Source organism: Liberiplasma polymorphum (genome assembly GCF_043951795.1).
Classification (GTDB): Bacteria; Bacillota_I; Bacilli_A; order Izemoplasmatales; family Izemoplasmataceae; genus Liberiplasma; species Liberiplasma polymorphum.
This window is the reverse complement of sequence record NZ_JBIOAG010000023.1, coordinates 19,960-33,796: the sequence shown is the minus strand read 5'-3', so window position 1 is coordinate 33,796 and position 13,837 is coordinate 19,960. Positions and strand designations below refer to the sequence as shown.

Annotated in this window: 14 protein-coding genes and 1 other RNA gene; 11 read left to right on the top strand and 4 right to left on the bottom strand. The window is 31.3% G+C overall.

Annotated elements, in window-relative coordinates; genetic code table 11:
* Positions 1–126: 126 nt before the first annotated feature.
* The 4 genes from ACHAJD_RS06560 to ACHAJD_RS06545 all read left to right on the top strand — a co-directional run bounded on the left by ACHAJD_RS06560 (position 127) and on the right by ACHAJD_RS06545 (position 4,664).
* The gene (locus ACHAJD_RS06560) at positions 127–1,464 is read left to right on the top strand and encodes an MFS transporter (RefSeq protein ID WP_435585060.1); all 1,338 of its coding nucleotides are present in this window, start codon (positions 127–129) and stop codon (positions 1,462–1,464) included.
* Positions 1,464–2,027: a Maf family protein gene (locus ACHAJD_RS06555; RefSeq protein ID WP_435585059.1), complete on the top strand. Its 564-nt coding sequence runs from the start codon at positions 1,464–1,466 to the stop codon at positions 2,025–2,027. The genes ACHAJD_RS06560 and ACHAJD_RS06555 overlap by 1 nt, the downstream gene beginning before the upstream one ends.
* Positions 2,028–2,148: 121 nt before the next feature.
* Positions 2,149–2,670: a LytTR family DNA-binding domain-containing protein gene (locus ACHAJD_RS06550; protein WP_435585058.1), complete on the top strand. Its 522-nt coding sequence runs from the start codon at positions 2,149–2,151 to the stop codon at positions 2,668–2,670.
* A gap of 14 nt (positions 2,671–2,684) precedes the next feature.
* Positions 2,685–4,664, top strand: coding sequence for a beta-propeller domain-containing protein (locus ACHAJD_RS06545; RefSeq protein ID WP_435585057.1), 1,980 nt, complete (start codon positions 2,685–2,687; stop codon positions 4,662–4,664).
* Between the two features lie 72 nt (positions 4,665–4,736).
* On the opposite strand, the gene ACHAJD_RS06540 is transcribed toward ACHAJD_RS06545, so the two are convergent.
* Complete coding sequence (locus tag ACHAJD_RS06540) at positions 4,737–5,255, bottom strand: FumA C-terminus/TtdB family hydratase beta subunit (protein WP_435585056.1); 519 nt, start codon at positions 5,253–5,255, stop codon at positions 4,737–4,739.
* Positions 5,252–6,091, bottom strand: coding sequence for a fumarate hydratase (locus ACHAJD_RS06535; RefSeq protein WP_435585055.1), 840 nt, complete (start codon positions 6,089–6,091; stop codon positions 5,252–5,254). Before ACHAJD_RS06535 ends, ACHAJD_RS06540 begins: the two co-directional genes overlap by 4 nt.
* 187 nt (positions 6,092–6,278) lie before the next feature.
* On the opposite strand from ACHAJD_RS06535, the gene rpmE reads away from it, so the two are divergent.
* The 5 genes from rpmE to ACHAJD_RS06510 all read left to right on the top strand — a co-directional run bounded on the left by rpmE (position 6,279) and on the right by ACHAJD_RS06510 (position 8,601).
* Positions 6,279–6,500: a 50S ribosomal protein L31 gene (gene rpmE, locus ACHAJD_RS06530; RefSeq protein WP_435585054.1), complete on the top strand. Its 222-nt coding sequence runs from the start codon at positions 6,279–6,281 to the stop codon at positions 6,498–6,500.
* A gap of 108 nt (positions 6,501–6,608) precedes the next feature.
* Complete coding sequence (locus tag ACHAJD_RS06525) at positions 6,609–7,211, top strand: thymidine kinase (RefSeq protein ID WP_435585053.1); 603 nt, start codon at positions 6,609–6,611, stop codon at positions 7,209–7,211.
* Between the two features lies 1 nt (position 7,212).
* Positions 7,213–7,674, top strand: coding sequence for a tRNA adenosine(34) deaminase TadA (tadA, locus tag ACHAJD_RS06520; protein ID WP_435585052.1), 462 nt, complete (start codon positions 7,213–7,215; stop codon positions 7,672–7,674).
* 26 nt (positions 7,675–7,700) lie between these two features.
* Positions 7,701–7,793: signal recognition particle sRNA small type (gene ffs / locus ACHAJD_RS06515), an RNA gene on the top strand.
* A gap of 28 nt (positions 7,794–7,821) precedes the next feature.
* The gene (locus ACHAJD_RS06510) at positions 7,822–8,601 is read left to right on the top strand and encodes a Cof-type HAD-IIB family hydrolase (RefSeq protein ID WP_435585051.1); all 780 of its coding nucleotides are present in this window, start codon (positions 7,822–7,824) and stop codon (positions 8,599–8,601) included.
* Between the two features lie 47 nt (positions 8,602–8,648).
* On the opposite strand, the gene ACHAJD_RS06505 is transcribed toward ACHAJD_RS06510, so the two are convergent.
* Positions 8,649–10,400, bottom strand: coding sequence for a HAMP domain-containing sensor histidine kinase (locus ACHAJD_RS06505; protein WP_435585050.1), 1,752 nt, complete (start codon positions 10,398–10,400; stop codon positions 8,649–8,651).
* Positions 10,381–11,073: a response regulator gene (locus ACHAJD_RS06500; protein WP_435585049.1), complete on the bottom strand. Its 693-nt coding sequence runs from the start codon at positions 11,071–11,073 to the stop codon at positions 10,381–10,383. Before ACHAJD_RS06500 ends, ACHAJD_RS06505 begins: the two co-directional genes overlap by 20 nt.
* Before the next feature lie 108 nt (positions 11,074–11,181).
* Between ACHAJD_RS06500 and mnmG the strand changes: the two genes are divergently transcribed.
* Complete coding sequence (gene mnmG, locus ACHAJD_RS06495; RefSeq protein WP_435585048.1) at positions 11,182–13,053, top strand: tRNA uridine-5-carboxymethylaminomethyl(34) synthesis enzyme MnmG; 1,872 nt, start codon at positions 11,182–11,184, stop codon at positions 13,051–13,053.
* Between the two features lie 91 nt (positions 13,054–13,144).
* Positions 13,145–13,831 carry a 16S rRNA (guanine(527)-N(7))-methyltransferase RsmG gene (gene rsmG, locus ACHAJD_RS06490; RefSeq protein ID WP_435585047.1) on the top strand — a complete coding sequence of 229 codons (687 nt, stop codon included), beginning with the start codon at positions 13,145–13,147 and terminating at the stop codon, positions 13,829–13,831.
* Positions 13,832–13,837: the final 6 nt, after the last annotated feature.

The window sequence follows — 13,837 nt, the reverse complement described above, 5'->3', positions numbered from 1 at the left end:
TTATACCATAAAAAGTCATTTCTTCTTACCTATGTGAAATGCTTTTAATTTCAAAATATTCGATGATTTAGGGTTTTTACTATGGTATAATATCTTTAAGTTTGGACAATAAAAAAGGAGATTACTATGAATAATGAATTGAAATTAAATTTTAAAACTACCATTTATATAGGTTTTGCATTCTTTTCAATCCTCATGTTATGGCAAATTTATAATGTTTATGGATCATATTTCTTAGATTTGCTATTAGAAAGCAGAATACCAGTCAGAACTGACCGTTCTTATATTGTAGGAATTATTATGGCATTGGATAATTTCTTTGCATTATTTATGTTGCCAATATTTGGAGCATTATCAGACCGTACAAAATCTCGATTTGGTAGAAGAATGCCTTATATTATGTTTGGGATGTTGGCATCGGCAATCTTATTTCCGATGATTGCAGTTGTGTTTATCTTAAATAGTTTAGTTGGCGTAATTGGTATGATGTTATTAATTTTAATTATTATGAACATTTACCGTAATCCTGCAATTGCTTTAATGCCGGATGTTACACCAAAACCATTACGTTCTAAAGCAAACGGATTTATAAATTTAATTGGTTATGTCGGTGCGATTTTAGCAGGTGGGTTGGCACTTATATTTGGACCAGGCGCTGGTGAAACAATTAATGATATTTCTACTTTTAGATTAATTTTACCGTTTATTATCGTATCTGGATTTATGGTTGTTGCTTTAATTGTGTTAGTGGTAAAAATTAAAGAAAACAAACTAGTTGAAGATGTAGCTGAAGATATGCTTATAGGTGAAACGTACTCTGATACAGTTGGTGTTATCAGTGAGAGTGAGCCATTAAGTAAAGGCGATAGATTTAATATGATTATTTTACTTATATCTGTATTTTTGTGGTTTGCAGCATTTAACGCAATTGAAACATTTATTAGTATTTATTCTGAAGAAGTACTAAATGACTTCTCATTTTCTGGACTAATAGTCATTGTATTGGTTATGTCATCAATTGTAACGTTTGTACCTGCTGGGTACTTAGCTTCATATGTTGGCAGAAAGCGTTCTGTAGTTATTGGGTTAGGGTTAATGATTTTTGGATTATTAATTAGTTTATCTATTAATGCAGCAACAGCGCCATTCTTAATCGGTATTGTATTTGCAGGTGTAGGTTGGGCAATGATTAATGTTAACTCATACCCTATGATGGTTGAAATGGCACATAAAAATAACGTTGGTAGATATACCGGATATTATTATATAAGCTCAATGTTAGCTCAAACTTTTACTCCAATTGTTGCAGGATTAGTGATTATGATTGGAGAAACATATGAAATGCTATTCCCTTATTCTGGTGTGTTAGCAGCCTGTGCGTTTGTGGTATTTATATTCTTTAAAGAAAAGAAAAACGGACCACGTGAAATTAAAACAGGACTTGATGCCTTTGATGTGGATTAATGCCTAAGTTTATATTAGCTAGTAGTTCTCCAAGAAGACAGGCGTTACTTAAACTGCTTGATTTTGAGTTTAGAGTTATTTCTCCAACAGTTGAAGAAAATTTAGATGCATCAAAAACCCTAGAAGAAGCCATAATGGATTTAGCTTATCAAAAAGCTGAAGAAGTATTTAAAAATAACACTGATGCGACAGTACTTGGATTTGATACATTGGTATGCTTAGGAGATCATGTATTAGGCAAACCAAATAATGAAAAAGATGTTTATGAGATGTTAAAAATTTTAAGTAATCAAACCCATCGAGTGATTACTGGATGTGCAATTATTTCAAAAGACCTAAAAAAAGTATTTTATAAAGATGCCTTAGTTACCTTCTCTAAAATATCTGATGATGAAATTGAGGCTTATATTCAAACTAAAGAACCTTATGGAAAAGCGGGTGCTTATGCGATTCAAGGGTATGGAGCTAAGTTTATAGAAAATATTCATGGCGATTATTATGCAGTCATGGGTTTACCTGTTCATGAAGTATATAAGCAACTAAAAGGACTCACTAAAAATTAGTGAGCCCTTTTTTCTTTTGTTTTGACTGCAATTTAGTGTAAAATAAGTGTATATCAACTCAAAGTGATATCTAAGATATTAAACTTTTGCTATGATAAAACTACAGACATGGAGGTTGCTTATGTTTAAATTAAAAGTTTCTAAAGATAAGCGTGCCTATATTAAGGAAAAACTGAAAATTGTTGAAAGTAATCGTTATGATTATGTTTTAACTATGGACCCATCACTTACTGAACCAGATAAAATTAATATCGTCTTTTCTGAAAAAGACCTAGATCAAATTAGTGGTATTTTAGACACTATCATAAAAGGGGAAGACGTTTTTATTACTGGTTATGATGAGATAGGCCAAAAAAATATAGAAGCTAGAAATATTCAATATTTTATTGTCGAAGCAGACGATGTTTTAGCTGTCGTTGGAAAATCTAGATTTATTGTAAAACTAAAGTTATACGAAATTGAGGACTTATTAAATAATAAGTACTTTATTCGTGTCAGCAAGTATGCTTTGGTTAACATGAACAAAATTGAATATATTAAGCCTGCACTACATTCGAAATTATCACTTTTAATGAAAAATGGTGAAGAAGTCGAAGTAAATAGGCATTATTATAAATCATTTAAGAAAGCACTTCACCTATAAGGAGGTGGAATAATATGTTTACTACTTTTATACAATTTATTTATAATAACTTCTTTTTAATTACCGTCATTTTTATAGCGGTTGTTTTGTCGATTTATTTTTTACAAAAATCAATTAGAGAATTTATGTTAAACAAGCAATTAATGGGATTTCAAAGAGCACTTAGAACTGCTCAATTACGTTTTAGAAAAAAACGATTATCCATCTTAACAGTAATGATTATTATTCCAATACTTGTATTAGTCGGGATTATTGAGATGAATAGAACACCAGAAATTCACTTTGTAGATCACGTTACAAGACTCAGTTCAACAGAAGAGGTAGTATCAATTTATCAGAATTATCACCAAAAGTTTAGTGGTAATAACTTTAGAGATATGGATTCTATAGCAGATTTCGAAGCACTAAACAAACTAAGTGAAACAACAACACCATTTTCACAAGGTTTTGATGATATGGATTTAATCAAAACAGATGAGAATTATTTGTATGTACTAAATCATGAAATGTTAAGCATATTAAATATTAATGAAGAGTTAACATCTATCCATAAGCAAATTAGTTTCGATTTCGATTTTGAAGATGATAAAACCTTTTTCCCTATGGGGCTTTATGTGGATGCAGATCGTGTTGTAGTGATTGGAAACGTTTATGAATATACATATCAGTATGAAGATTTACTTGGGTTTAATCCGAGATTTGGAAACAATGCACAAGTTTATATTCATGTTTATGATAAAAATGCTGATTTTGCTTTAATAACCGAATATGTTATCCGTGGGGCAGCAAGTGATGCGAGAAAACGTGGAAATCAATTAGTTTTGGTTATCAAAGAAGAATTACCATTTAATGAAGAGATGTTAGACATAAAAGATCATTTACCTAATGTCGTTGTTAATAGCGTAAAATTAAATACCCGTTTTGAAGATATAAAATATATCGAAGGAACCCAACCTAAAGGCTTTACCACATTTGTTAGTATTGACTTAAATACTTTCCAAGTAAAACAGGAAATAACGTTAGGTGATTTAAATAATAATGTTTATATTTCTAATCAATCTATTTACCTAACGAGTAATAGCTATCGCTTTTTAGATTCAGCAGATTTATTTGTTACTTCAAATCCGGTTTCTGAAACTCGTACTGCAGTAAGTAAAATTAACTTTAGTGGTAACGATTTTGAATATGTTACAACTAGAATGATTAAAGGAGCAATACTCAACTTATTTGCTATTGATGAGTATCAAGGCCATTTACGTATTATTTCAACTGAAATAGATAATGATACTATGATTAGTAGATTAACCATTTTAAATAGCAACCTTAACATTGTCTCAACAATCAATCAAATTGGTGAGGCAAATAAACAGCTAAAATCAGTAAGATTCTTGGGAGATTATGCATATATTACGACACAAGATGTAGAAAATCCGTTTTACATCTTAAATGTATCTAATGCAAACGAACCTTTCATTGAAAACCAGCTAAATATTCTTGGATTTTCAAATTATTTACATAGTATAAATGAAACGCACATAGTTGGAGTAGGTTATTTAAGATCGAGTGATGAAAGAATAACAGGATTAAGAATATCTGTTTTCTCAGTAGCTAATCCAAAATCACCTGAACTTCTATTTGAAGAAAATATGTTGTTTAGAGATTACGGATACACCTCTAGTGAAGCATTATATAATCCAAGACTATTTATTTACTCACAAAAACATAATATGATTGTCATTCCAATTAATAATTATGATTGGAGACCTACCGCAAGGCAAACAGCTGGATTAGCGATTTATCATATATCATTAGTTGAAGGAATCAGCTATAACAACTTTATTCAACATAAAGATGAGAATATTCCCTATACAAGATACCGTGCTTTATTTATAGGTGATTATTTATATAGTGTTTCTTATGGTTACGTTGCAGTTGCACATAAGGATAATTTAACTGAAAATCTAATAACAATAGATTTATATGAAAACAACTAACTAATACACCATTAGTTAGTTGTTTTTTTTATTTACTTTGAGTTTAAAATCCTTTTAATCTATGAATAATAATTAATTGTCGCCTTTGAATAAATCTTTTCCATGGACATCATAAGCCACAAAACAAGGAAAGTCTTCAACTTCTAACTCGTAAATTGCTTCCGCACCTAAATCTTCATACATGATTAGTTTACTAGATTTTATTCTGCTTGCAAGCAAAGCACCTGCTCCACCTGTTGCAATTAAATAAGCAGCATTATGCTTAATCATATCATCTTTAAACGACTCACTTCGGTCGCCTTTACCAATCATTAGCTTAACACCACGTTTCATTAGCGGTGTTGATAATGGATCCATTCTATATGAAGAAGTCGGACCACTTGCACCAATAGGCATTCCGGGTCTTGCCGGTGTCGGACCAACATAGTAGATTACAGCACCATTTAAATCAAAAAGGGGATTTTCTTCTTTAACTAATCGTATATGTGCTTGATCACGCGCAGTGTAAATTTTACCACTGATTAATACTTTTTCTCCTACATGAAGACTTTTAACATCGTCATTTGTAATAGGTGTGGTTAGTTTAATCATATAATCACCTCGGTATGACGCGCAGAATGACATTGAATATTTATAGCAACGGGTAATGATGCAATATGCATTGGATAAGTATTAATTTTAACAGCTAAACAAGTTGATTTACCACCAACACCCATAGGACCAACACCGGTTGCGTTAACTAAATCAAGTATTTCTTTTTCAAGTTTTGCGATCATTGGATCTGGACTTTCATCATCTAAGTCTCGAAGTAAAGCTTCTTTTGCGATTAGAGCACTTTTTTCTAAGTTACCACCCAATCCTATTCCTAAAATTAGAGGAGGGCAAGGTTTTCCACCTGAATAAAACACCGTATCAACAATAAGTTTTTTAACCCCTTCAATACCATCTGCTGGTGTTAACATGGTTACCTTACTCATGTTTTCACTACCAGCACCTTTTGAAGCAATTTTAAGTTTTAATTTGTCGCCATCTACGAGTTTGTAATGAATAATGGCTGGTGTATTATCTTTAGTATTAACCCGATTAAATGGATGATTTACAACAGATTTTCTTAGATAACCAGCTTCATAACCTTGTCTAACCCCTTCGTTAATTGCATCATCTAAAGTACCTTCATAAGTTATTTGATTTCCAATTTCTACGAAGATAACTGCAATGCCTGAATCCTGACATAATGGAGTAGTACCTTCTTTAGCAATTTCTTGATTATCTAATATATCTTTAATAATTGATTTTGATAATGCTTTATCTTCATTATCTTTAGCTTTTCTAAGCAAACTTACTAAAGATTGATCAAGTTCGTAATTAATTTTTATAAACGCCTCTTTTACAGCTTTGGTTACACTTTCAAGGTTAATATAACGCATCGTATCATCCTTTCTTAATCCAACGTTTATTATATCACAAGCGCTTTCAAAAAGCATACTTAGAATATTGGATTTGACTTATTCAATAAATAGTTAAAAAAACTTGCATAGAAGGGTTGAGTTTGTTATAATCTAAATGCTAATTGAACTTACTATGATTAAAAATCATGGCGGAAGGAGTAATATTATGAAAAAAGACATTCATCCAAACTATAAAAAAGTTACTGTTGTTTGTACGACTTGTGGAAATGAATTTGAATCAGGATCAGTCTTAAAAGAGGTACGTGTTGATACTTGTTCAAACTGCCACCCATTCTATACTGGTAAACAGAAATTCGCACAAGCTGATGGACGTGTTGAACGTTTCAATAAACGTTACGGAATTAAATCAGATAATAATAATGAGTAATATATAAGCCGCCAAGTGCGGCTTTTTTATTATGAACTTGGTTTCAAAAAAAATTAACTTTGAAAATAGAGACGAGTTCTTTATAATACATATATAGGGGTGATTTTAATGGTGTTAAATCAAAAAGAAGGTTGGATTGAAGTTATTACTGGACCAATGTTCGCAGGAAAAACCGAAGAGTTACTTAGACGTATTAAAAGGTTAGAGTATGCTAAAAAGAATATTATTGTTTTTAAGCCTGTTATAGATAATCGTTATGCGGCAAATGAAGTAGTAAGTCATAATAATAATCGAACACAATCTGTCAACATTAGCAGTGCTAAAGAGATTTTTAATTATGTAAAAGATGAAACCGATGTTATTGCAGTTGATGAGGTGCAGTTTTTAGAACGTGAAACAGTAGCGATTTTAGATCATTTTGCGGACAAAGGTAAGCGAATTATTGTTAGTGGTTTAGATACTGACTTTAGGGCAGAACCGTTTAGTTTTATGCCAGAACTTATTGCCATAGCCGAATTTGTTACCAAATTGACTGCTGTCTGTGTTAAATGCAGTGCACCGGCTACTAGAACACAGAGAATCGTAAACGATAAACCAGCTAAATATCTTGATCCAATTGTTTTAATTGGTGCAAGTGAATCATATGAAGCAAGATGTAGAAAATGTCATAAAGTCTACAGAAAGCCAAACCCTTATAAAGGAAATTTATAGTATGAAACACGAAGACTATATGCAAGAAGCAATAGTTGAGGCAAAAAAGGCGTTTAATCAAAACGAAGTACCAATAGGCGCTATTGTTGTTCAAGATAATGTGATAATTGGTAGAGGGTATAATTCAAGAATAACTACTAATTTAGCAACACATCATGCTGAATTACTTGCTATAGAAAACGCATGTAAAACAATCGGAAAATGGCGACTAGATGATGCAACCTTATATGTTACGTTAGAACCGTGTCCTATGTGCGCCGGTGCTATAATTCAATCAAGAATTTCTACAGTTGTTTACGGAACAACCGATGAGAAAAACGGTGCACATCAGTCAGTTTTAAATGTTTTTGAGGGTAATTTTAACCACAATGTTGAAGTAATAGGTGGTGTGTTAGAAGAAGAGTGTCAAAACATATTAAAAAGTTTCTTTATCACTTTACGAAATAAAAAATATGGTGTATAGTAAATAACGTTGATCAATCTCTTATCAATCATCCTCATTCAATAGATAGTAACGAACCAGGTCAGGTCGGGAACGAAGCAGCCTTAAGTTTTCTATTTATGTGGGTGGGGATGCTTGATGAGAGATTTTTCTAATCTGGAGGTAAATATGCAAAACAGAAAATTAATACTACTTGATTTAGATGGAACCATTATCGATCATGATAATAATGAAATTCCTAAAACAACGATATCAACAATAAAAAAACTACAAAAGAATGGTCACATAGTTGTTATTGCTACAGGCAGAGCACCATCTCTTTTTTATGGCGTAGATAAGCAACTTAATATCAATACTATAGTGGCTGCGAATGGTAGATATGTTGAACATGACGGTAAAGTGCTCCTACATGATTCCATGGACAAAGAACTTGTTGCAAGATTCACTGAAGATATGGTAAGACTAGGTATTGATGTTGGGTTTTCTTCAGTTGAGGATTATGTAGTTAATAATAAATCTACAGAGCTACCTAACATGTTTAGTACAAATTTTCATGTGCCAATCCCGAAAATAAACAAAGACTTTTACTTAAATAATGATATCTTACAAATGGTATTATTCACAACTATTGATAAAGTGGATTATCAACGCAAAGCCTATCCAGAATTAGAATTTAACTATTCTTGTCAGTATGGATTAGATGTGAACCTAAAAGGTGGAATGAAAGATATCGGATTAAGAGTTTTAAGTGCACATCTAAATATCCCAATGGAAGATACAATTGCTGTTGGAGATGGAAACAATGATATTTCAATGATTAAGGCTGCTCATGTTGGGGTTGCTATGGGAAATGCAAGAGATGAACTGAAAGATGTTGCAGATTTCGTTACAGACACTTGTAGTAATAACGGAATAGAGAAAATATTTAAAAAACTTAACTTAATTTAAAAAAACATCGGTGAATTCAGCGTTTCTGCTAAACCGATGTTTTTATTTTATATGTCTTTTGATATTGGGGCTTTAAAATGAGCACGCACACCATTTTTAATATTCGTTACTCCAAATGTGTAATTATGTGCTTTTAAAATGTGACTGACTAAAAATAAACCGATGCCTGAACCTTTGGAGCGAACTTGATCGTTATGAGTTGATTCTATGGTGTAAAATGGCATCCAAATACTCTTCAAATGATTGCTTTCAATTTCAATACCAGTATTTATAATTTCAAAAATTGCATCATTGTTAGTTTTATAAACTTTTATAGAAATCGTTTCACCCTCGGGTGTATATTTAATCGCATTTGTAATAAAGTTAGAGATTGCACGTTTAATCAATTTATAATCCGCATGAATGAAGAGATTTTTCTCTAAATCTAATTCAACATTAAAGTTGTATTTCTTGATGATATTTGAAAAATCATTTACGAAAAACTCGACAGTTTCACCTAAGTTTACAGACTCTAAATCAAGAGGGTTTTCATTATCTTCAAGTCTATAAATTTGAAGTAAATCTTGAATCATCATTGAAGATTTATTAATTTCTTCCAAAAGATTGTTTAGTTCGTCACTAACCTCATCACTTGGAATAATACCATCTAGAATGCCCTGAACAGTGACTTGCATTATCATAAGCGGTGTTTTAAGTTCGTGTGAAATCGATGATACTAGTTGTTTTTTAAGGTTAGTTTGTTCGGTTTGTTCTTTATATAATGCAATAAGCTCTGCGTTCTTTTTATTTATGGTATCAATAGTAGAGTTAAGGTTTTTAGCAATAAGGTTGATACTGTTAGATAAAGAAGTAGTTTCTTTATTTTTGTATTCATCTGCGCTAACATCAAAATTCAAATTTGCTATTTTTCTTGCGGTTCGTTCAATATTTTTTATTGGATTTGAGGCAGTGTTACCTATTCTAAAACTCCACAAAACTATAATGACAACGGCAGTTAAATAGACATAATTTTGATATGAGGAAACAATTCCAATAATGTTTTGAGTATCCTGTATTTGGATAACAGTCATTATATAATTCCAATCACCTAAAGGTTGAATAAAAACCATAGAATCTACAGGACCGTCAGAAGTTTGATATTTGAATCCACGTTCATAACTGTAATTGTTTAAGATAATTGAATTACTAGATATGCGTCGGATTTCAGATTGAACTAAAGGACTTTGTTCAAATAGATAATTCAAATTAGATGGCTTATTTACTTCAACAATTTCACCGTTAAACTCTATGCAATCTTGAAAACAGGTCTGATTGTAATATACATCTCCATTAACCACGAGTGTTCTAATAGAATAAAATGAATCAATTGATTGTATCACAATGCCTTGAACTGCGTCACCTACCTGATAACTATAATCATTATCTAAAATCAATAAACGATAAGTTACTGAGGTTTCATCGTCAAAAATTTGAATAGAATATTCAGAGTATTGATATGAAGAAATTCTAAAGTTCTGATCTAGTATTACCGAATAAGCATTACTAGATCTTGTGAAATCATACATAATGTCGAAATATTGTACACTGGATGCTGAACGCATAGTATCAACATAGTTATCAAGCTCAACTTCAAACGATTGAATTTCACGATCAATATAATAATTTCTGAAAAAGACTGAGTTTAAAAATAATTGCAAGATGAAAAACGTTATAAAGACTAGTATAATTGTTATGATAATTTGCGTGGCTAAAGAGAGTTTTGCATAAAGCGCAAGTATTTTACGCATCAAACGATTCAAATCTGTAACCTACCCCAAATACAGTCTTTATATAGTGAGCATATTGACCTAGATGTTTTCTTAATTTTTTAACGTAAGTATCAACTATACGATCTTCGACATACACATCAATTCCCCAAACTTCATCAAGCAAATGATTTCTTGAGCAAATTTTCCCTTCATGCTCAACAAAGTATTTTAATAAGTCAAACTCAGTTTTTGACATTTCAACTTCTACATTATCTATGAATATTTTATGCGTATTGGTGTTTACAATAATATGATTTGTACTAATGATTCCAGAATGAACAATATTATCATTTTGATGCTTTATACGTTCAAGTAAGTTTTTTGTTTTGGCAACCAAAATTTTAGGGTTAAAAGGCTTTGTAATATAATCATCAACTTTTAAAGAATAGCCTCTTAATATATCTTCTTCTTCAGATAAAGCACTCATCATTATAATTGGAATATCTGTAGTTTCTCTAATGACCCTTGCAACTTCCCATCCATTTGTTCCTGGCATCATTATATCTAAACAAACAATATCCACAGGATTATGATTGAAAAGTTTCAAACCATCAATACCATTCAACGCACTTAAGACATTGAAGTCTTCAGCTTTAAAATAATTTGAGACCATACGGTTTATGGTCGGTTCATCCTCGATGATTAAAACGTTATATTTAGCCATGATATCACCTCTTAATGTTATTATATATTAATCGGATGGCTTATCAAAGGTAATATTCTTTACTATTAAACTAAATCATAATACAATAGGTTTGAAAAGGTGATAAATATGTATGATGTAATCGTAATTGGTGGTGGGCACGCTGGAAGTGAAGCGTGTTTAGCGACTGCAAGATTAAACAAAAAAACATTACTTGTAACAGGTAATATTAATTTTATAGCTTCAATGCCATGTAATCCTTCAATTGGAGGTCCCGCAAAAGGAATTGTGGTTCGAGAAATTGATGCACTTGGTGGAGAAATGGCAATAAACGCAGATGAAACCCAAATTCAGATGCGTCTTTTAAACTACTCAAAAGGACCAGCTGTTAGGGCTTTACGTGCACAATCAGATAAAGTGACATATTCTAGAAGAATGAAAGAAGTTATTTTAAATCAAAAAAATCTAGATGTCGTTGAAGCTTATGTGAAATCTCTAATTATCGAAAATAATCATGTAAAAGGCGTTAATCTTGAGAATGGTCAAGTTTACTTTTCAAAAAGTGTAATCATTACAACAGGAACTTATTTAGATAGCAAAATTTTAGTTGGTTCGTCATCAACAAGCATGGGACCGGATAAACAAAAACCTTCATTAGGGCTTAGTCCACAATTAAAAGAACTAGGTTTTAATTTGTTTAGATTAAAAACAGGGACACCACCTAGATTGCTTAGAGAATCAATAGATTTTAGTAAAACAGAACGTCATGATGGCGATTCAGTTATTAGACACTTTAGTCACTATTCCAACAAATCTTATGATATTTCTGAACAATATCCATGTTACTTAACATACACATCACCTAAAACACATGAGATTATAAAACAGAATTTAGATAAATCTGCTATGTATAGTGGCGTAATCGAAGGTGTGGGACCTAGATATTGCCCATCTATTGAAGATAAGTTAGTACGTTTTCAAGATAAAGAAAGACATCAAATATTTTTAGAACCAGAATCAAAAGAACTTGATGAAATTTACGTACAAGGCTTTTCTACGTCAATGCCTCACGATGTACAAGAATTAATGATTAATTCAATACCAGGGCTTGAAAACGCCGTTATTACTAAATATGCTTACGCTATTGAATACGATGCCATTGATGCAAGACAATTATGGCCTACATTAGAATCAAAAGATGTAAAAGGTCTTTACTTTGCAGGTCAAATTAATGGTACAAGTGGATATGAAGAAGCAGCTTGTCAAGGACTAATGGCTGGAATTAATTCTGTACTTAAGCTTGAGGGAAAAGAACCTTTAGTTTTAAAAAGAAACGAAGCGTATATTGGTGTGTTAATTGATGATTTAGTAACTAAAGGCACTCTAGAACCTTATAGATTACTAACTTCAAGAGCAGAATATAGATTGTTATTGCGACATGATAACGCCATTTCAAGATTAATTGATTATGGTTATAATATTGGTCTAGTTAATGAAGAGACATATTCAAAATATCTTTATGAACAGAAACAAATAGACCAATTAAAACTTCAACTAAAGGAATACATTTTATATCCTAACCAGATAACTAATGTAAAAGTTAATGAACTAGGATCATCACATTTGAAAGACAAAACGAGCTTTTATGACTTAGTTAAACGACCGGAAATAAGTTCTAAAATGATGCAGGATTTCATACCTTCTCTAAATTATGAAGAAGAAATTTTTGAACAGGTGGACATTGATATTAAATATGAAGGATATATTGTTAAGGCAAATAAACAAGCAGATAAATTATTGCAAATGGAAAATGTTAAGATTCCAGAAAGCATTGATTATACCGGTATTAGGAATCTAGCCAGTGAAGCAAAAGATAAGTTAAAAAAAATCAGACCTCTAACAATCGGACAAGCTTCACGTATTAGTGGGGTAAATCCAAGCGATATATCAATCTTGTTGGTCTATATGAAATCGATTAATCAAGAACAAACCACTCAGTAATACCTTAGCGGTTAAATGGATGAGCCATTTAACCGCTTTATTTAATTTAAAGTCATGACAAAATATGATAAAATAAATCAAGGTGATTAGGATGAAAGAATTATTCTTAAAGAAGCTACAAGAAATTAATGTTACACTTACAGATGAACAATACCAAAAGTTCGAGATATATTATGAAGTATTAATCGAATGGAATGAAAAAATTAACTTAACCGCTATTACAGAAAAGCACGAAGTTTTCTTAAAACATTTTTATGACTCTATTTGTGTAGGGAAAGCTGTAAATTTGAAAGACCAAACTATCCTTGATGTTGGTAGTGGTGCAGGATTCCCAAGTATTCCACTAAAAATAGTTTATCCTAATTTGCAAGTTACTATTGTAGATTCATTGAATAAAAGGATTAAATTTTTAGAGGTTTTATCTGAAAAATTAGAGATTAGTTTTCAAGCTACACATAGTAGAATTGAAGATTTTGGAACAAGGAATACTTATGATATTGTTACAGCAAGAGCAGTAGCACCATTAAATATATTATGTGAGTTTTGCTTACCTTTTGTAAAACTAAATGGATACTTTTTACCACTAAAATCCGCAAAATTACAGGAAGAGTTAAAATTATCTGAAAATGCAATGAAAACTTTAGGCGGCATTAAAGAAGAAATAATTAATTATTCATATGATGATATGGAAAGATATATAATTAAAATTATCAAGAAATCGCAAACACCTAAAAAATATCCAAGACCATTTCAACAAATTAAAAAAATACCTTTATAAATTGAC

Excerpts from the sequence above, each read along its gene's own strand:
- ACHAJD_RS06560 (WP_435585060.1), top strand. The coding sequence starts at position 127 with ATGAATAATGAATTGAAATTAAATTTTAAAACTACCATTTATATAGGT.
- ACHAJD_RS06555 (WP_435585059.1), top strand. The coding sequence starts at position 1,464 with ATGCCTAAGTTTATATTAGCTAGTAGTTCTCCAAGAAGACAGGCGTTA.
- ACHAJD_RS06550 (WP_435585058.1), top strand. The coding sequence starts at position 2,149 with ATGTTTAAATTAAAAGTTTCTAAAGATAAGCGTGCCTATATTAAGGAA.
- ACHAJD_RS06545 (WP_435585057.1), top strand. The coding sequence starts at position 2,685 with ATGTTTACTACTTTTATACAATTTATTTATAATAACTTCTTTTTAATT.
- ACHAJD_RS06540 (WP_435585056.1), bottom strand. The coding sequence starts at position 5,255 with ATGATTAAACTAACCACACCTATTACAAATGACGATGTTAAAAGTCTT.
- ACHAJD_RS06535 (WP_435585055.1), bottom strand. The coding sequence starts at position 6,091 with ATGCGTTATATTAACCTTGAAAGTGTAACCAAAGCTGTAAAAGAGGCG.
- rpmE (WP_435585054.1), top strand. The coding sequence starts at position 6,279 with ATGAAAAAAGACATTCATCCAAACTATAAAAAAGTTACTGTTGTTTGT.
- ACHAJD_RS06525 (WP_435585053.1), top strand. The coding sequence starts at position 6,609 with ATGGTGTTAAATCAAAAAGAAGGTTGGATTGAAGTTATTACTGGACCA.
- tadA (WP_435585052.1), top strand. The coding sequence starts at position 7,213 with ATGAAACACGAAGACTATATGCAAGAAGCAATAGTTGAGGCAAAAAAG.
- ACHAJD_RS06510 (WP_435585051.1), top strand. The coding sequence starts at position 7,822 with ATGCAAAACAGAAAATTAATACTACTTGATTTAGATGGAACCATTATC.
- ACHAJD_RS06500 (WP_435585049.1), bottom strand. The coding sequence starts at position 11,073 with ATGGCTAAATATAACGTTTTAATCATCGAGGATGAACCGACCATAAAC.
- mnmG (WP_435585048.1), top strand. The coding sequence starts at position 11,182 with ATGTATGATGTAATCGTAATTGGTGGTGGGCACGCTGGAAGTGAAGCG.
- rsmG (WP_435585047.1), top strand. The coding sequence starts at position 13,145 with ATGAAAGAATTATTCTTAAAGAAGCTACAAGAAATTAATGTTACACTT.